The following is a 17,649-nucleotide window of genomic DNA, read 5'->3' on the forward strand; positions in this document are numbered from 1 at the left end:
TTCCCGAAACCGGCTGCAGGGCCTCTACTCACCGTCCTCGGCGGCCGGAAGATCGGCCCACCGGAGGCCCTTGGCTCCCCCGCAGCACTCCCGGATCGTCAGCTGCCGGGTGGACACCTTGAACGGCTTCAGCGCGGCGCTGAGGGCCGTGGACGCTCCGGCGGCGTCCATCTCCAGCCACGGCTTGTACAAGTCCGGCCGGTAGGCGGCCAGGGCCTCGACGAGCCGGTGCGAGTGCACGTTTTCGACGCCGTCCGGCCAGATGTCGCGGACATGGTCGACGATCGTCTCGACGTCCAGATCCTCGACCTGGGCGCCGACCGACTGCCCGGACAGGGTGCCGGCCGCCGTGCGCAGCGCCAGGGCCCGCTTGGCGATGTCCTCCGCCTCGGTCTGCTTGATGAACGCCGCCCGGACGGTGATGCCCTCACGGCCGCGGGCGAGGATGCCGGTTCCCTGCTCGTCGATGCTGATGTCCGTGGCCCGCAGTCCGCGCTCGTAGGCGCTGGTGCCGAGGACGTTGTTGTTCGCCCGCCAGTCCATGACGGCCAGGCACAGGCGGGTGCCGACCGAGCTGGACACGGAGGTGGGCAGGCTGGGGGCGTCGGGGTTCTGGGTGAGCAGGATCAGGATGATGCCGTAAGCGCGCGCCTTCTTGATCAGGCGGGTCGCCAGGGCGGCGGCCTCGTCCTTGTAGTCGGGGTGCGTGAACAGCTCCTGCACCTCATCGATGACGATGACCCGCGGGCCGAGATTCTGCTCCGGGTACTTCTCGGCGAGCTCCCGGGTGACCTTGCGTCCCTCCGGCACCTCGGAGGCGGGCAGGGAGCGGATGAACGCGGCCCGACGCTGGTACTCGGCGATCCCCGAGCGCATGCCGGCGAGGGCGGCCTCGAGGTCCTCGTCTTCGTCGCCGGACACGTACCGGTGACAGACGGGCTTGACCGAGTCGAGGTCTCCGGACCCTTTCAGCTCGTAGATCCACAGTTCGGCGGTGGGGTCGAGGGCGACGCCGAGGACGATGGCGAGCGCGCAGGACGTCTTGCCGGAGCCGGGGATGCCGCCGACCAGCAGGTTCGAGTACATCAGGGTGATCTCGACGAGGTTGCCGCGCGGGTCGAACCCGAAGGGCAGCGGCTCGTACACGTCGGCCTGGCCGTCCTTCATCAGCGGCCACAGCTTCCGGCCGGCCTTCGCCGGGTCCCGCTGCGCCACCCACAGCACCAGACGGCCAGGGTGGGCGGACCGGTCGGCCTCGGGCCACACCGTGCTGATGGGCCGGCGCATGGCGGCGGCGAGCGCGGCGCGCTTCTCCAGCACCGCAGTGGCCTCGACGCCGGGCGGGAGGTCGACCTCGGCGCGCCAGCCGGGGCCGTCGCGCATGACCTCGGAGGCGAACTCGACGCCGCGGCGCCCCTTCTTGCCCTCGATGCCGATCGCGGCGAGCGCGTCAAAGACCTCGGTGGAGTCGAGGCGGCGCATCACGTTGGTGGCCACGTAGCGGGTGATGAGGGGCTTGTCGCCCTTCTTGCCGTTCAACCCAACCAGGGCCGCCGCAGCAATGGCGGCGGCCAGGGTCCACCCGGGTGCCAGGAAGGCGCTGATCAGGGTAGTGATGCCGGTGGTCGTAGCGACGGCCAGAGAGGCGATGCGGCGCGGCCTGACGCGGCGGGAGTGCTCGCGGGACAGGGCCAGCCACGCCTCGATGTCCGCCGACGCTGCTGCCTTGGCCTCGACGGGGCGGGCCTCGGTGTCGGCAACCCACTTGCCCCAGCGCACGATCAGGCGGCTGGCGCCGCGCGGCGAGCGGCCCAGCAGGCGGGCCAGGTAGACGGGCAGGCGCACCGTGTGGAAGGCCGCGACGTGCGCGTAGTAGGACACGGTCCAGCGGGCGGCGTCGACGAACTCGGCGGCGTTGCGCAGGAACGTGGGGATGACGGGCGGCGCCTCGGCGAGATACGCCTGCTTCTCCGCCAGCCACGTACCCACGGAAACGCCCTGCTCGGGCGGGTCGACGGGGCGCGGCTCGGCGTTCTCGATGACGTCGATGATGGTCTCGGTCGGCCCGTCGGGCGACGTTTCGGCCTCGAACTTGATCAGGGGTACGTGCGGGTTGACGTGCCCGCTGACCAGCTCAGGGGCGGTGTCCGTCATGCTGGTGGTTCCTTGTCTCTGCTGAGGGACGGGAACCCGGGGCGGCCGACCTGCTTGCCGGCGTGACGGCCGCCCCGGGGCGTGGCTAGAGGTAGCGGCGCAGTTCGCGCTCGAGGCGGCGCACAGTCCGCTCGTGGTCGTTCATCTGCTGCCGGGCGGCGGCCCGCTCGGCGCCCTTGCTGGTGCGCATGGCGACCTTCGCCGCGGCGGCGGCGTCACGGGCCTGCTCCAGCTGGGTCCGCAGGGCGCGGGCTTCGCGCTCGCCGCGCTCGGCAGCCCGCTTGTCGATCCGCTCGACCTCACGCTTCAAGCGGGCGTCGATGGTGTCGACGTTGCGGTCACCGGCCATCGACTGCTTCGCAGCCCTGGCGATGAGCACGGCCAGGCGCAGCTTCTCGCCGCGGGTGTACGAGGTGGCCATCGTCACTTCTCCGTCTCGGTCTCGGGCAGCAACTGGGCGATGGCGGCGTAGGAGCGGGCGACGTCCGCCCACGCGGCGCCGGCCGCGGCGAACCGCTCGGCCTTCTGGCCGCGGTCAAGGCTGTGGGCGGCGTTCTCGGCGTGCCCGGCCAGGGCCTTGGCCTTGGCGTCGGCGTCGAGGGCCTGCTGCAGGATCTGTTGGCGGGTCATGGTTCTCCCTGGTTGTGGGCCGGGTTGTCCGGCCCCGCCGCACCCCCGCAGGTGTCGCAGACTGATACACCTGGCGGGGGACGGTGGGGCCGTCAGCCCTTGCCGCGCTGGAAGTCGGCCCACAGACCGCGCAGGACCAGGGCGAGGATGGCGACCGACACGGCGCCGATCGCGACGGCGACCGCGAACAGCGAGGCGACGAGGCCACCGGCGCAGACGAGGCCGCCGATCGTCATCCACTTCTTCGTGTTGAACTCGGGCTTCGGCGCCTGCTGCTGTGTGTTGGGCTGCTGCATGGCCTGGGCGATGGTCTGCGCCATCACCACGGCCTTCATCAGCTCCAGTTGCTGCGAGTCCTTCGCGGCCTCCGAGGCGGCGCTGATGGCCTTTTGCAGGGCGTCGTCCGTCACCGAACCCACCTCTGCAGGCGGCGCGCCCGCACACCGGCCACCAGGCCGAGGCCGAACGCCACCGTGACGGGCTTGGACAGCAACGCGGCCACGACTGCGGCGAGCAGCGTGAGAAGGGACGGGAAGACGATCAGGAGCCCCAGCAGGGCGCCGAGGAGGAGCCAGCGCATCACGCGTATCCGCCTTCCATGGAGTCGCTACTGGGGGCGTCCTGCTGCTTCTTCGCGGCCCGGGACAGGGCGGCGCGGATGTACGGTTCATCGACGAGCAGACGCCGGTTCCGCTCGAGGTACTCGGCGATCTCGCGAGCCTTCGCATCAGGCCCGAGGAGTGATGCGGCCTCCTCCACTGCGCCCTGCAGATTCACGGGCGGAAGCGCGGTGACGGGTTCGTTGACCTGCTGATGCGTGGACGCATCAGGTCGATGCACCTCGTACTCCGGGGGCCGGGTGCCGAGGACGAGAGCGACGGCCACGGCGTCCACCGGCACGCCGTACAGGGTGAGCAGGTGGGCGAGTTCGGCGGGCGGCGCATCAGGTCGCGCATCAGCTGCGAATCGGATCGCCTCGGCCGGTTCCATGCCCGAGATCTCGCGGCGGAGCGCCTCTGTCGCCGAGACCGACCGGACGGGTGTTTCAGATGAAACAGTCGCTCCGGAGCCGACGGCGAGCATGCCGGCCAGAGCCGCATCCGCGCCCTGCCTCAGCCGGTCGCGCTGCACCTCGACCAGGCCCGCGGCCAACTGCGGGTCGCCGACGCCGACGCGGCCCACGAGCTTCCACGACTTCCGCTCGGCGTCCGCGCGGGTCTCCTCGTCGGGGTGCCGAGCGGCGACCGCCTGCTGGTAGGCGAGCTGCTGCACGGCGGCCGCGTTCCGGCGCAGCGTCTCGGCGTCCACACCGGTGCGGTAGACCACGATCCGGCGGGCGATCAGGCCGAGGCCCTCGGCGGCCCCGCTCATGGCGAGCGGGGTGACGGCGTACACCACGGCCTCGGTGAGCGTGTGGGCGATCGACAGGCCCGTGGCGCATGCGGCGACCGGGGCCAGCCACAGTCCGGCGCGGACTGCGGCCGGGGCGGACTGGCCGAGCATCGTCAGGCCGAGCATGGTGAGCGCCAGGACGAGGGCCAGGCCCTCGCCCGCGGCGACCACACCCGCGGCGGTGGCGCCGCGGTGGAACTGGGCCATGACGTTGGTGTAGGTGCCCCAGGCGCCGAAGCCTCCGACGGCGGCCATGACGACAGCGGCGGCGCCGAGCACGACGGCTTGGCCCTTGGTGAGTTCCCTGCGGGTGATGTTGCTGGTCATGCGGTGGTCTCCGGGGTGGCGGTGTCCTTGGCGCGCAGCGGGAAGCCGCGGTCGGCGAGGACGGCGTTGAGGTAGTCGAGGGCTTCCGCCTCGGTGATGCGCAGCGCGTGCCGGCCGAAGACGAGGGCGGTGATCTCGGCGGGCTGCGCCTGGTCGAGGTGGCCGTCGATGGTGTGACGGCTGACGACGTGCCGGGCGGCGTCCATGAGCTGGGCGTGCCGGCGTGCGGCAGCTCGGCGAGCGGTGCGGTTCTTGAACATGGGGGTCACTCCGGGCGGAGGTCGCGGATCGGGTGGAAGCGGCGGGCGATGGCGTGGCCGATCAGGTTCGAGCCGTGCCGGTCGCCGATGGCGTCGGTGAGGACGAGGTGGGCGAACAGGGCCTCGACGGGCGGAAGCGGCCTGGCCGACCGGGCCGCCGCGCGGATGGCGGCGTGCTCGGTCGGACGGCGTACGACGGGGGCGCTCACCGGTAGCCCCCGAGGAGTGCCGTGAGTTCGTCGGCGAGGTCACGCAACCGATCGGCGTAGCCGTCGAGGGCGGCGGCCAGCTCGTACACGGTGACGGGGCTGAGGGTGCGGCCGATCAGGCTGACGGACACGCCCGGCGTGGGGCCGCCGAGCTCCGGGTCGCTGGGCTGCGCGTACGGGGACTGCACGAGGCCGGCGTCCGCGATCTCGTGGCCGTGGAAGACGAGACTGACGTCCTGGCCGCGGTGCAGGATGTCGGCCCGGTATCCGCCGTCCGGGTGGCCGCCGATGCACCAGACGGGTTCGAGGATGGTGATCGTGCCGTGGTCGCTGGTGTGGATGGTGATCGTGCGGGGTGTGGTCACCGGTGCTCACCCCGTTCGCGGTTCTCGGCGCGGGAGAGCGTCTCGGGCCGGGTGCGCGGGGCGTCCGTCAGCCACGGGAACGGGCGGATCGTGTCGGCGGCCTTGAAGACGCGGATCGCGGCGCCCTCGGGGGCGTCGGGCAAGGGGTAGACGCGGCCGCCGGCCAGGGAGGCCAGGAGCCGGGCGGCGTGGTGCTCGCACCCATCGGCGCCGGCGTTCTGCTTGTCGAGGACGGTGACGACGACCGGGCCGCCGCACGGCGTCGGGTCCTCGGGGTGCGCAGCCGGGCAACGGGGCGAAAGGTTCCCGGTGTCGGGAAGCTTCGCGGTGTCCGGGTCGATGTCGAGGGCGCGCAGCAGGATGCGGAGCGCTTCGCGGATAGCGGCGTGCGCCTGGTTCAGGGCGAACAGGTCGCCGTGGTCCACGCCCGCGTACGCGGCGAGCATCTCCTGAGCGACCTTCACGGCGACGGCAAGGTCGCTGGGCTCGGGGGCAGCCGGGGGCAGGGCGCCCACCGAGGTGGTGGGCGCCTGCATGGCCTTACGGCCGGTCATCGGGTACCGCCAGCCTGCTCGGCGCGGTGCTGGCGAGGGCAGTCGCACGGGATGCCCTCGGTGACGGCCTTGATGTGGGCGTCCAGCTCGGTCATGCACCGGGCCCTCAACACCGGGTCTCCGGGGTGATCTCCCTCGGCGAGCTGCTCGGCATGCCCGGCCATCTCCTCCAGCTCCGGCAGGATCCGCCGGAACGCGGACAGGAGCGCCCGGAACTGGGGGACGTTCAGCTCCAGCACCTCGGTGTCCACGTCCACCCACACCTTCGTCTGCAGGCCGTACGCGTCCGCGTCCTGCGTGGTCTGGTTGATACGGGCGGCGATCACCGTCGATTCCGGCTCCCTGGTGTTGGGGGTGCCGAAGCAGGTGGTGGGCGCGGTGACCTTGACCGTGCGGCCCTGATGCCAGCCGGGGGTGCCGTCGGCGCCGGCGTGGTCCATGTCGCACCAGTCACCGGGGCAGCCGTAGCGGGCGATCCAGTCGGGGCCGCCGCGCTGTGCGGTGGTGAGAAGGCTGGTGGTGCTCTCGGGGTACTCGCGGGGCTGCTCGGGGACGTACGGGAGCGCGCGGCCGGTCGGGGTGAGGTCGACGGCGTGAATGCGGTTGCTCATGGTGGTCATCCCTCGGGCTCAGGCGGCGGTGTTGGCGAACGCGGCGATCAGGGCGACGGCGGCGCGGTACTCCGGCTTGCGCGGCCGGTAGGCGCCGATCAGCGTGCAGACCTGGCCGAGGGTGTAGCGGGCCACGTTGTGGGTGCGGTGGGCGCGGCCCCCGGCGACGGTGCGGCGGGTGCGGGCCGTCTCGGCGGGGGTGATGCCGCAGCGCTTCGCGACCGAGCGCAGCCCGTTCGCGCAGCCGGTCGCGGTCTCACGGTCGACGCCGGCGGCGATCGCCACGGTGGCAAGGGAGCGCGGGCGGCGGTGGCACGAGGCGGCGAGGCGGGTGGCGGCGGAGCGGCGGCGGAGCTCGGCGCGGAGGGTGCGGCGGTTGGTGCGGCGCTCGCGGCGGATGACAGACTTCTGCACAGCGATCTCCTGGTGATGTCAGGTAGGTCGTGAGGCCCCGTGCCGGTGGGACTTGGCGGAAACACCGGTGCGGGGCCGCTTGCGTAAGCGGTGTCGCTTACTCAAATCGTAGAGGGTCGCTAACGGTCGCGCAAGTACGTGGAGCCACTTGCTCGATCCAATTGCATGGCGATGCCGCCGCGGGGCGCCGGGCTGGCACTCCCGTGACGGCGACAGTTGCATTCCTAGTTGCGGTTCGCCCTCGGTCGGGGGCGGTCGCGGGAGCGAGATAGGCGGTCTGACCAGCCAATACGACCGACGGCGACGCGTCCCGACCGTTCATCACGGAAACTCGTAATGCGTAGGTCTCGGGTTCGAATCCCGAAGGCGGCTCCATCCGAACCCCAGCCCAGACGGTGTCTGAGCTGGGGTTTTTGCGTTCAGCGGATGCGGCGACGGCGGCGGGGACGTGCCGCACGGCTGTCCTCGGCCCAGTTCTGTTCTCAGTGGGGCCCGGAATCGGCCCCGGGGTCCAGGAGCAAAGCGAAGGTCGTCGGTTCGAATCCGACCGGGGGCTCTGTGCACACCGCGCTGATCTGGGGCTTCTTCCCGGGGAGGCGCTCGGTCGGCCTCGGACTCCTCGTCCGGGGCCGGTTGTGTGTGCGGTGCGTGAGCGGAGCGGACCGAGGGGTTCCGTGCTCGGCGCCATGATCGTGCGACACTTGCGCCGCCCCGAACATGACAGCACAGGAACGTGCCAGAAGGAGCGGCGTCGCGTGACCGTTGCAGGACAGATAGACATCGCGGGACCGGTGGGCAAGCTGCTCCACCGGCGCCCGCTCAAGAACAGCACCGTGATGCAGTCGTTCGGCATCGACCCGGTGTCCGGCGACATCTTCGTGCTCCAGGTGATGGAGGGCGGTCTGACCCTCAGCGGGGAGTCCGGACCGGTCTCCGGCGCTGACCGGCTCGCCCATGGAGACATGTGCGTGACGCGCCTCAACCGGTCGGGCACGATCGTCGGTTACATGTATCTGCGGGGATTCGGCCACGGCGTCAACCTCGGCGTGGAGAACCGCAGCGGCGTCATCCGCCTGTGGACCGAGACGGCATCCTTGGCCAACAGCAGCAACGAGGGCTTCGGCACCGCCATCACCAACTTCGAGTTCCAGACCGGGACGGTCCTGGACTACGGGTCCTCGCTGCACACCACGCCGTACACGCCCGCGACGGACGCCCGCTCCGTGACCCCCACCATCGACCGCAGCGCCAACGAGCTCATCGTCCGGTTCAGCACCGGCGGCACGATGTACTACGAGCGGTACGACCTGACCCAGGCGGCGGCGGGCGTCTTCACGCCGCTCCAGCGCCTGGCCCAGCCCGCGGGTCTGGGCCTCTTCCAGTCGTACGCGTCCCACAGCGGTGTTCTGTACCTGCTCGACGGGGAGCACTACGACAGCACCGTCACCCCGCCCAGCACTCCGTACAACCCTCCGCCGGGCAACACCTACATCACCGCTGTCGAGTGGGCCACCGGGAACGTCCTGGACCGGCAGTTCATCACCGCCGCGCCGGGCCTCGACTGGCGCGAGCCGGAGGGCATGACCGTGGAAGTGGTGGGCGATGTGCCCTACCTCCACTTCGGTTTCGCCTGCGAGGACCCCGGGCCGCGCACCTGCACCATCGTGTCGCTCTCCGGGGCAGCCGAGGTCGACGGCGTCAAGGTGCTCACCGACTGGCAGACGATTCCCCTCGCCTCCGGTGTCAGCGTCGACCAGAACGCCCCCAAGGGACGGCTCATCAGCGTCAGCGGCGTCACGACGCTCCAGCTCAGCGGCGGGGTCAAGGGCGCCTTCAACGCCGACGCGGTCATCGGCACACTGCCCGACACGCTCTCCCCGAGCATGGAGACCCGTTGCAACGTCCCGCGCAACAACAGCGGTGGCTACTGCGTCGCCCGGGCCGAGGCCGGCACCAACCGCCAGCTGCGCCTGTACGGCGGGACCTCCACCAACGCCATCACCTGGGCGCAGCTCGACGACTTCAGCGCCGTCTGGCGCTGAAGTCGCCACCCTCCGCCATTCCCTACACGGCCTCGTCAAGGAGACCAACGACCATGTCCTACAACCGCCGTGGCATCCTCGGTGCCGCTCTCGGCCTGCCCGCCGCTGTCGCCGTCGGCAGCGTCGCCACCGCCACTCCCGCGGCTGCCGCCGCCGTGGACGCCACCGCGTGGACCGATCTGGTGCTGGAGCCCGGCATCACCGCGCAGACCGGCGCGACCCCGCAGGTCCGCATTGTCACCATCCTCGGCACCGCCTTCCTCCAGGCCCGCGGCGCGATCACCTGCAGCCTCACCGCCGACACCAAGATCGCCACTCTCCCGGCGTCCATGGGGCTGCCCACCTGGTATGTCCGCGCCACGACCCCCCGGAACAACAGCCAGGGCATCAACGCCTGCCGCTTCGAGGTGAACACCGCGGGCTCCGTGACCGTCTACGGCGCCAACAGCGGCAACCCCATCACCTGGGTCCAGTTCGACTCGATCCAGACGATCTGGCACTAGCTGCTCCGCCAGGGGTTCCGGACGCCGGCTGACCGCGGCCTCCGGCTCGGTGGCCTCATCGCGCAGGTGCGCTCCGGCCGGAACCCGTTCATCGGCCGAGGTGACCGCCAGGGCGTCGCCACCGGCGGCCGCGCCCGCATCCTCGTGGGTGACCCCCTTCGACCTGGACGAGTAGGCATACGAGGGGCCTGTGCTTCACAGCAAGAAGTACTGCACAGCGGGCGCGGACGAGCAGGTCCGCCGACTGCCTGGCACGGTGTACGAGCGGCTCGAACCGGCTCGATGATCCGCCGGTCCGGCATCAGGAGGTCGGAGGGTACGGGGGCACGGGGGCCGGCCGCGGAGGCCCGGCGACGGCGAACGGGCCCGCACACGCCCTCGGTAGGACGTATGCGGGCCCGTTCTCACCCGGTGTCCGGGGGATCGATCTCCCGCCGGGGGCGGGTCAGCTCAGGCGGTAGCCGCCGTAGCCGTATCCGATCTTGATGCGGGAGGCCAGCGGGTGCGAGACGTCGCCCGTGCCCTCGTACAGCCACAGGTTGCCACTGCTGTCGCGGGCGATCAGGTCGGAGTGACCGTTGCCGGTCATGTCCCCGTTCATCACGTACGCGGTGTAGTGGAAGCCCCAGCCGATCTTCACCCGCGACGCGAGCGGGTGCGACGGGTCGCCGGTGCCCTTGTACAGCCACAGGTACCCGGAGGAGTCCTGGGCGAGCAGGTCGGGCTTGCCGTCGCCGGTGAAGTCGCCCTTGCCGAAGACGTTGGTGCCGTACATCCCCCAGCCGTAGCCGAGCTTGACGCGCGAGCCGAAGTTGCCGTGACCGGTGCCCGGGTAGCGCCAGAAGTTGCCGCTGGAGTCGATGGTCAGCAGGTCCTGCAGGCCGTCACCGGTGACGTCGCCCGGCACGAGCACGACCTTCATGCTGTTCCAGCCGCTCCCGAGGGTGGTGACGTCGGTGTTGCCGGTGGACAGGTTGTAGTGCTGCCAGTACAGGGTGCCGTCGGTGGTACGCACCAGCATGTCGGCGTAGCCGTCGCGGTCGAGGTCGGCCTGGCGGACCATGTTGACCCCGCTCCAGTCGCCGAGCGAGATCCGCGGACCGAAGGACTTGCCGCGCGAGTCGTACTCGTAGCCCTGGCCGTTGGAGGCGATCGCGAACATGTCCGAGCGGCCGTCACCGCTCATGTCGGTGTCGTCGATGCGCGGTTCGGTCGCTCCGACGTACGTGCTCAGCTTGGTGAAGACGCTGTACGAGCCCTGGGCCACGCAGTCCTGCACGCCCCAGGACACGACGCCGACGACGCGTCCGTTCACGACCAGCGGGCCGCCGGAGTCGCCGTTGCAGGTGGCGACGGTTCCGCTGTCGGAGCCGCTGGCCGGGGCGCCGACGCAGGTCATGGCGCCCGTGACGAAGTCGCTGCCGTAGTAGGCCGAGCAGGTCGAGTCGCTGTTCACCGGCACGGTGGCCTTGCGCAGCGTCTGCGAGATGTCCTGGCTGGTGGAGCTGGTGCGTCCCCAGCCGTAGATCTGCGCCTGGGTGCCCGCCGCGTACGACGTGGTGTCGTCGGAGGTGGTGATGGGCAGCGGCTTGGCGCTGATCGGGTCGGGCAGCGTCAGCACGGCGACGTCGTTGACGGCGGTGCCGTGCGAGGTGATCTGGAACGAGGGATTGCTCCACTGCCGCCAGACGCCCGCCACCGTGCCGCCGTGGAAGTCGGTGGTGTTGGTGGACGAGTCGGTGGTCGGCAACTGGTCGGTGCCGTAGACGATGGAACCGTTGTTGTGCCAGTCGTAGCCCGAGACGCAGTGCGCGGCGGTGAGGATCTTCGTGGGCGACACGACGGTGCCGCCGCAGAAGAAGCCGACGTCGTCACTGGTGTCGGTGGTGCCCTTGTCGTCGTAGTACCACAGCTGCACCATCCACGGCGCGGTGGAGATGCTGGTGGTCGTGCCGCCGATGATCTGGGGACTGGCGGTGCCCGAAGTCGAGGGCTGCGGCTTCGGGTTCGTGGTGGTGCTGGTGGCGGTGCCGGACGGCGTGCCCGCGCTCGCGGCGGGGCGCAGGCTGGCGGGCGTGTTGGCGGCCGGCGCGGTGAGCGCGCCGTGCACGCGGGCGCGCAGCTCGGACTTGCCGACGCTGCCGTGGCCCTTGACGCCGATGTCCGTCGGCACGGGCGCCGCGTGGGCGGGCGCCATGAGAAACGCACCGGCACCGCCGAGGAACAGCGTGGCGGCAGCGGCGCGTACGGCTATCCGGCCCCGGCGACGGTGGTTCCCGCCTCTGTGGGCAGAAGGCACTCAGGTCTCCTGGTGGGTGAAGGTGCTGCATACATCGAAAGGCAAGCGGCTGATGCTACTTCCGACTCGCTGATCTTCACCAGCCCCACAGGTCACAGAAGGTCAAAGTTTGCACTTTCTTCACCGGGTGCGCCGGCTGTCAGGCCACTCCCAGGAAGCGCAGCACCGCGGGGACCCGGCGGTGGTCGGCGTCCGCCCTCGGCGGGTCGAGCTCGGCGAAGACGCTGTTGATGTGTTTGCCCCGCGCTCTCGCTGACCACGAGTTGCCCGGCTGTTCCGGCGTTCGACCGGCCGCCCGCCATCAGCTCCAGGACCTCGCGTTCGCGCGGGGTGAGCCCGGCGTCTGCCGGCCACTCACCGCCGGCGCCGTCGCAACGGACGCCTGGTGGGTCGGTGACAGACCCCCCACCCCTACGGCCAACGCAGGCTGCTGGACCTGCAGTTGCCCTGCCCGACCTCGCGTGACCTCGACTCCGTCCTGCGGCCGGCGCCGGGCGAGCGCATCCTGGAGGTCGGCCCCGGTGCCGGCCTGCAGTCGCTGCACGTCGTCGTCCGACTCGGCCCGGGCGGGCGGCTGGACGTGCTGGACGTCCAGCAGGAGATGCTCGACCACGTGATGCGTCGTGCCCAGTGGCGCGGACGGGCCCACATCTCGCCGACCCGGGCGGACGCACGGGAACTTCCCTTCGGTGAGGGGATGTTCGGCGCCGTGTTCCTGGTGACCGCGCCGGGTGAGATTCCCCAGCCGGAGCCGGAGCCGGAGCCGGTGCCGGTGCCGGTGCCGGTGCCGGCCGAGGCGGTCCGCGTGCCCATCCCCGGTGGCCGACTGGTGGTCGGTGAGTGCTTCGACCGCCACGGGATCCCCTTCGGGGCGTCGCATCGTCTCGCCGACGCCTCCGGCCTCCACCTGGCCGCCCGCCGCGGCTCCGCCCTCGCCTACCGGGCCCGTTTCCGCCCCTGCCGGACGGGCCGGGGCACGGGAGGCGGCGGGACGGACCCCCGCCTCAGCGCAGTCCCGACGCCATCCGCTGCCGTACCGCCTCATAGGTGAACAGCGCCGCCGACACCCCGACGTTGAGCGAGTCCACCTGCCCGAACATCGGGATCCTGGCCTTGGTGTGGCTGCCCGCCAGCCACCGGTCGGACAGGCCGTACTTCTCGCTGCCGACGAGGATCGCCGTGGGACCCGTCATGTCGACGTCCGCCATCAGGACATCGGTGTCGGGGGTGGCGGCGACGACCCCCACCTCGTGGTCGGCCAGCCAGCGCATGACCTGGTCGGAGTCGGCCGAGGCGATCGGGACGGCGAACACCGTACCCTTGCTGGCCCGGATCACGTTGGGGTTGCCCCAGTCGGTCACCGGGTTGGCGGAGATCACCGCGGTCACTCCGGCCGCGTCGGCGGTGCGCAGCATCGAGCCCAGGTTGCCGGGCTTCTCGACGCTCTCGCAGATCAGGAAGAGGGACCGGTCGTCGACCTCGATGCGGGTGAGGTCGGTCTCGATGTCCGGGACGACGGCGAGCCAGCCGTCCGGGCCCTCGCGGTACGCGGCCTTGTCGAAGGCCGGCCGGCTGAGGCTGAACAGGGTGGCGCCGCGCTCGGCCGCACGGGCCACCACGTCCCGCGGGTCCGATCCTCCGGTCAGCGCGGGGCAGAAGTACAGCTCACGGGGGCGCACGCCGGCCCGCAGCGCGAGGTCCAGCTCCTCGTACCCCTCCACCAGGGTCACTCCGGCGGCCTGCCTGCTGCGCCGGCGGCGGAGGGCGGCGAGCTCCTTGACGTGGGGGTTGCTCGGGCTGGAGATCTCCTTGGGCGACCCGGCCCGGGGGTTGGACGGCATGGGCGGTGGGAGTCACGGTCCGCGGCGGGCGCCGATCCTCCGTCCCCTTTCTCGTGCTTCTCGTGTTCAGCGTGGTCCCGCTCGTGCTGCTGTGTGGGCTGCGCGCGGCTCCGGCCAGCGTACATGCGGGCCCGGGGCAGGGCGCCGCGTGCCGTCCGCCCTGTGTCGCCCCGTACGCCCCGGCGACCCGTCCGGTGGGGGAGAACCGGCGGAGAGCCGGCGGACACCGGGCGTCCTCCTGGTGAACGGCCGGCATCGCGGGGTCAGTCGGAGACCGGGGCGGGGTGGGACATGGGGTGGGATGTCGTGCCGCAGCCGCAGCCGCAGCCGCAGCCGCAGCCGCAGCCGCAGCCGCAGCGGGAGCCGGCGCCCCGGATCGCCGTCGCCGTCGTGACCTTCGGCGGTTTCGTGGAAGGGCTGCGCACCTCCGGCGGCGCACGGCGTCCCATGCGCCGGCGCACGGTCTGGCGGCTCACCGGACTCGGCCGGCCGCCGGTCGTCTGAGGGTTCCCGGGGCGGCCCGAGAGCCCGGGCGCCGCGGCACCGGTGACGGTTGGCCGGCGCGGTGGTGGGCGGGCGCACTGCATGGAGGCGGCCCGGCGTCGGCGGGGACGACGAAGGACCCGGTCGTTCACCTCCGCCGACCGGGCCCCCGTGCCATCCCGGATCCGGCCACGGCGGCGACACTCCCCCGAGCTGCGCGTGAACGCGCGCGCCGTCGGGCCAGATCCGATGAAGGGATCACATCAGGCCACGCCAACAGATCGCTAACATGGGGCCAACGGCTGGCGAGGAAGCCGTGATCAGGCCTGTTTCCCGAGGAGTCGTGGACCGGGCCGACGAAAAAGCGCCGTCCGTCGACGCGATCCGACGGCGCGACGCAGCGGTCGGAGCGGGCGATCAGGCGGTACGCGGCGGTCGTGCCGCACGGTGAGGCGAGGCACGGCGACCGTGCCGTGCGGGTCCCCCCTGCTCGAGCGGAACCGGGAGCCTGGGGGGAGAAGGGCGACGGGGCGGCGATGCGGGACGGGCTGCGGTTCGGGCTGCTGGGTCCGCCCGTCGTGTACGGCGCCGACGGCGAGGTGCGCACGATCGGCAGCCGCAAGGTGCGCGCCCTGCTGGTCGCGCTGCTGCTGGAACCCGGCCGGGTGGTCTCCGTCGAGGCCCTCAAGGACGCGCTGTGGGACGGGGCTCCGCCGGCCTCCGCACAGGCGTCCCTGCAGAACCACGTCACCCGGCTGCGCCGCCTGCTCGGCGACGACGGCCCCGAGCGGCTGCGTGCCGTGCCGCCGGGCTATCTGCTGCGCGTGGGCGAGGGCGAGTTGGACGTGCGGGTCTTCGAGGAGCACCTGGTCGCGGCCCGCGCCGCGCACGCCGCCCGGGACTGGGAGCGCGCCCTGCGTGAGGCGTCCGCCGCGCTCGCGCTGTGGCGCGGCACCCCGCTCAGCGGGTTGCCTCCCGAGACCGGAGCGCATGCGCTGGTGCAGCGGCTCCAGGAGGTGCGGCTGCTCGTCCTGGAGTGGCGTTACGACGCGGAACTGCAGCTCGGCGGGGCGCGGCTCGGGAGTGCCGTGCCCGCGCTGGCCGCGCTGGTTGCCGAGTATCCGCTGCGGGAGGGGTTCCACCGGCTGCTGATGCTGGCCCTGCACCGCACCGGTCGCCCGGCGGAGGCCCTGGCGGTCCACCGCGACCTGCGGGCCCGCCTCATCGAGGAACTCGGCGTGGAGCCCGGTGCGGCGGTGCGCGAGGCCCATCTGGAGATCCTCAGGGAGGGGCTCGCCGGGAGCGGCGACGGGACGGAGGCGGACGGTGCGCGGGCGGACCACCCGGACACCGGCCGCCACCCGGAACCCGACCGTGCGAACGCGCCGAGGCCCGCCCAGCTTCCGCCCGCCCCCGCGCACTTCACCGGACGCGCAGCGGACCGCGAGGACCTGCTGCGCTTCCTCGCGGCCCAGGGTGACACTCCCGGCATCGCCGTGGTCAGCGGTATGGCCGGGGTCGGCAAGAGCGCGCTCGCCCTGCACGTGGCACATGAGCTGCGGGAACGTTTCCCCGACGGTCAGCTCTATGTCAATCTGCACGGCGCCACCCCCGGGATGGCCCCGCTCACCCCCGAGCAGGCGCTCGCCGCGCTGCTGCGCGACCTCGGCGCCGCGTCGCACCGCATCCCCGAACAGCCCGACGCGGCCGCCTCCCTGCTCCGCTCCCTGCTCGCCCCCACCCGCACCCTGATGGTGCTGGACGACGCGGCGCACGCCGCCCAGGTGCGCCCGCTGCTGCCCGGCGGCCCGGACTGCGCGGTGATCGTGACCAGCCGCTCCCCGCTCACCGCCCTCGATGGTGCGCACCGGGTTCCGCTCGCACCGCTCACCGACGAGGACAGCGCGGCCCTGCTGCGTGCGGTCTCCGGCCGGGACGGGCTGCACGCCGGGCACCCGCTCGTCGAACTCGCCGGGCGGCTCCCGCTCGCCCTGCGCATCGTCGCGGCACGGCTCGCCGCCCGCCGCGCGCTCACCCCGGACGTCCTGGCCGGTCAACTCGCCGCCACCGAGAGCCGGCTGCACCACCTGGAGTACGACGACCTGAGCGTGCGCCGGTCGCTCGCCGTGGCGCTCGACGCGTTGCGCGCCTCCGACCGTGAGGCCGACCGGGACGCGGCACGCGCCCTCGCCCGGATCGGCGTGCTGGACCTGCCCGGCTACGGCGCGTCCCTCCTCGCCCGCCTCCTCGGTACGGACGAACTCCGCGCCGAGGCCGCCCTGGACCGGCTGGTCGACGTCGCCCTGCTGGAGGAGACCGCCTACGGCCGGTACGCGCCGCACGACCTCGTCCGGGACTTCGCCCGGGAGACCGCGGCCGGCGAACAGGCCGCGGAGCCGGAGCACTCCGGCGCCGAAGTCGCCCTGCGCTGGTACGCCGCCATGGCCACGCGCGCCCTGGAGGCGTTGCTCGAGCCGGGTGCCGAGCGCACGGACCGACTCAAGGCGACGCCCTCACAGCCCCCGACGCACACGGCGGACGTGGCGTCCGTGCCCGCCTTCGGCTCCGCCGAGTCCGCCGCCGACTGGATCGTCCTCGAACTCGAGAACATCGTCGCGCTCGTGGAACGGCACGTGGACACCTCCGCCCATGTGCCCCTGCTCGTCCGGATGGTCGCCACCCCGCTCCAGCGCCGCGGGCGGGTCGCGGAGCTGGAGGTGCTCGTGCGCGCCGCCCTGCGCGGTGCCCGTCGGCTGACGGACGCGCCGGCGGAGGCGTACGTGCTGCTGGACCTGGCGGGTCTGTACTTCCTGAAGGGCCGTGGCAACCACGCGCTCACCCTGCTGGACCGGGCGCTGGAGATCTGGCGGCGGCTCGGCGAACTCTCCTGTCTGTGCCGGGGCCTGAACAACCGGGGGCTGCTGCTGGAGACCCTCGGGCGGTACGAGGAGTCCGGTGAGGCGCTCAGGCAGTGCCTCGCGTACACACGTGTGCTCGACGACCCGATGCAGGAGGCCATCACCTACAGCAACCTCGGGAACCTGTACGAGCACACGGACCCGCGGGCCGCCATCGGTCACCACCGCCGCAGCCTGGAGATCGGCGAGCGGCTCGACCATGTGATCGTCCGTCACTCCGCGCACTGCAACATCGGCTTCGCCCATCTCACGCTCGGCGAACCGGACGCCGCCTCACCGCACTTCGAGGAGAGCCTGCGCATCCTCGGCGGGCACGGCCACTGGCAGGGCGAGTCCCAGACCCGGCTCGGACTGGTGCAGGCGTTGCGGGAACGGGGGGACGCGGGGCGGGCCGCGCACGAGTGCGACGAGTTGCTGTGCCTGGCAGCCCGGCGCGGCGACCGCTACACCGAAGGGCTCGCCCGCCACCAGCGGGGCCTGCTGCGCCGGGCCGAGGGCGACGCCGAGGAGGCGCGGCGGCAGTGGGAGACGGCCCTGTCGGCCCTGGAGGGGACCGACAGCCCGGTGGCGGGGGAGCTGAGGCAACTGCTGGCGGAGGGATGAGCCCGCACGGGCGCCGGCTGCCGGCGCCCGCCGCCTCCCGTCCG

The 17,649-nt window shown here is 72.3% G+C and carries 18 protein-coding genes and 2 pseudogenes; 5 read left to right on the forward strand and 15 right to left on the reverse strand.

The window, feature by feature from the left end:
- Positions 1-24: 24 nt before the first annotated feature.
- The 12 genes from AC5WS8_RS24845 to AC5WS8_RS24900 all read right to left on the reverse strand — a co-directional run bounded on the left by AC5WS8_RS24845 (position 25) and on the right by AC5WS8_RS24900 (position 6,916).
- Positions 25-2,154 carry an FtsK/SpoIIIE domain-containing protein gene (locus tag AC5WS8_RS24845; RefSeq protein WP_496105671.1) on the reverse strand — a complete coding sequence of 710 codons (2,130 nt, stop codon included), beginning with the start codon at positions 2,152-2,154 and terminating at the stop codon, positions 25-27.
- Between the two features lie 85 nt (positions 2,155-2,239).
- Entirely contained in the window at positions 2,240-2,575 is a 336-nt protein-coding gene (locus AC5WS8_RS24850; protein ID WP_496105672.1) for a DUF6257 family protein, read from the reverse strand.
- Positions 2,576-2,577: 2 nt separating this feature from the next.
- A complete protein-coding gene (locus AC5WS8_RS24855) occupies positions 2,578-2,784 on the reverse strand; it encodes a hypothetical protein (protein ID WP_496105673.1) in 207 nt (68 codons plus the stop codon).
- A gap of 92 nt (positions 2,785-2,876) precedes the next feature.
- On the reverse strand, positions 2,877-3,194 hold the full coding sequence (locus AC5WS8_RS24860; protein ID WP_496105674.1) for a hypothetical protein: 318 nt from the start codon (positions 3,192-3,194) through the stop codon (positions 2,877-2,879).
- Entirely contained in the window at positions 3,191-3,364 is a 174-nt protein-coding gene (locus tag AC5WS8_RS24865; protein ID WP_496105675.1) for a hypothetical protein, read from the reverse strand. Before AC5WS8_RS24865 ends, AC5WS8_RS24860 begins: the two co-directional genes overlap by 4 nt.
- Entirely contained in the window at positions 3,364-4,503 is a 1,140-nt protein-coding gene (locus tag AC5WS8_RS24870; RefSeq protein ID WP_496105676.1) for a hypothetical protein, read from the reverse strand. The genes AC5WS8_RS24865 and AC5WS8_RS24870 overlap by 1 nt, the downstream gene beginning before the upstream one ends.
- Positions 4,500-4,763, reverse strand: coding sequence for a hypothetical protein (locus AC5WS8_RS24875; RefSeq protein ID WP_496105677.1), 264 nt, complete (start codon positions 4,761-4,763; stop codon positions 4,500-4,502). Before AC5WS8_RS24875 ends, AC5WS8_RS24870 begins: the two co-directional genes overlap by 4 nt.
- A gap of 5 nt (positions 4,764-4,768) precedes the next feature.
- Positions 4,769-4,972 carry a hypothetical protein gene (locus AC5WS8_RS24880; protein WP_496105678.1) on the reverse strand — a complete coding sequence of 68 codons (204 nt, stop codon included), beginning with the start codon at positions 4,970-4,972 and terminating at the stop codon, positions 4,769-4,771.
- Positions 4,969-5,337, reverse strand: a complete 369-nt coding sequence (locus AC5WS8_RS24885; RefSeq protein WP_496105679.1) for a DUF6907 domain-containing protein — start codon at positions 5,335-5,337, stop codon at positions 4,969-4,971. The genes AC5WS8_RS24880 and AC5WS8_RS24885 overlap by 4 nt, the downstream gene beginning before the upstream one ends.
- Positions 5,334-5,891 carry a hypothetical protein gene (locus AC5WS8_RS24890; RefSeq protein WP_496105680.1) on the reverse strand — a complete coding sequence of 186 codons (558 nt, stop codon included), beginning with the start codon at positions 5,889-5,891 and terminating at the stop codon, positions 5,334-5,336. Before AC5WS8_RS24890 ends, AC5WS8_RS24885 begins: the two co-directional genes overlap by 4 nt.
- Positions 5,888-6,502 (reverse strand): hypothetical protein, encoded by a 615-nt coding sequence (locus AC5WS8_RS24895; RefSeq protein WP_496105681.1) that lies wholly within the window; start codon positions 6,500-6,502, stop codon positions 5,888-5,890. Before AC5WS8_RS24895 ends, AC5WS8_RS24890 begins: the two co-directional genes overlap by 4 nt.
- An 18-nt stretch (positions 6,503-6,520) precedes the next feature.
- Positions 6,521-6,916 carry a hypothetical protein gene (locus tag AC5WS8_RS24900; protein WP_496105682.1) on the reverse strand — a complete coding sequence of 132 codons (396 nt, stop codon included), beginning with the start codon at positions 6,914-6,916 and terminating at the stop codon, positions 6,521-6,523.
- 755 nt (positions 6,917-7,671) lie between these two features.
- On the opposite strand from AC5WS8_RS24900, the gene AC5WS8_RS24905 reads away from it, so the two are divergent.
- Both AC5WS8_RS24905 and AC5WS8_RS24910 read left to right on the forward strand, forming a co-directional pair.
- Positions 7,672-8,958, forward strand: coding sequence for a phage baseplate protein (locus tag AC5WS8_RS24905; protein WP_496105683.1), 1,287 nt, complete (start codon positions 7,672-7,674; stop codon positions 8,956-8,958).
- Between the two features lie 53 nt (positions 8,959-9,011).
- Positions 9,012-9,461, forward strand: coding sequence for a hypothetical protein (locus AC5WS8_RS24910; RefSeq protein WP_496105684.1), 450 nt, complete (start codon positions 9,012-9,014; stop codon positions 9,459-9,461).
- 445 nt (positions 9,462-9,906) lie between these two features.
- On the opposite strand, the gene AC5WS8_RS24915 is transcribed toward AC5WS8_RS24910, so the two are convergent.
- Both AC5WS8_RS24915 and AC5WS8_RS24920 read right to left on the reverse strand, forming a co-directional pair.
- Positions 9,907-11,760, reverse strand: a complete 1,854-nt coding sequence (locus AC5WS8_RS24915) for a trypsin-like serine protease (RefSeq protein WP_496105685.1) — start codon at positions 11,758-11,760, stop codon at positions 9,907-9,909.
- 139 nt (positions 11,761-11,899) lie between these two features.
- A pseudogene (locus tag AC5WS8_RS24920) lies at positions 11,900-12,095 on the reverse strand (LuxR C-terminal-related transcriptional regulator); the annotation flags it as partial.
- Positions 12,096-12,202: 107 nt separating this feature from the next.
- Between AC5WS8_RS24920 and AC5WS8_RS24925 the strand changes: the two are divergent.
- On the forward strand, positions 12,203-12,811 hold the full coding sequence (locus AC5WS8_RS24925) for a class I SAM-dependent methyltransferase (protein WP_496105686.1): 609 nt from the start codon (positions 12,203-12,205) through the stop codon (positions 12,809-12,811).
- On the opposite strand, the gene AC5WS8_RS24930 is transcribed toward AC5WS8_RS24925, so the two are convergent.
- Positions 12,765-13,601 carry an RNA methyltransferase gene (locus tag AC5WS8_RS24930; protein ID WP_496105687.1) on the reverse strand — a complete coding sequence of 279 codons (837 nt, stop codon included), beginning with the start codon at positions 13,599-13,601 and terminating at the stop codon, positions 12,765-12,767. The genes AC5WS8_RS24925 and AC5WS8_RS24930 overlap by 47 nt on opposite strands.
- A 396-nt stretch (positions 13,602-13,997) precedes the next feature.
- On the opposite strand from AC5WS8_RS24930, the pseudogene AC5WS8_RS24935 reads away from it, so the two are divergent.
- Positions 13,998-14,105: pseudogene (locus AC5WS8_RS24935) on the forward strand (glycosyltransferase family 2 protein); the annotation flags it as partial.
- Between the two features lie 515 nt (positions 14,106-14,620).
- Positions 14,621-17,605, forward strand: coding sequence for an AfsR/SARP family transcriptional regulator (locus tag AC5WS8_RS24940; protein ID WP_496105688.1), 2,985 nt, complete (start codon positions 14,621-14,623; stop codon positions 17,603-17,605).
- The last annotated feature ends 44 nt before the right edge of the window (positions 17,606-17,649 follow it).

The sequence above is a fragment of the Streptomyces sp. PTL18 genome (assembly GCF_059510295.1).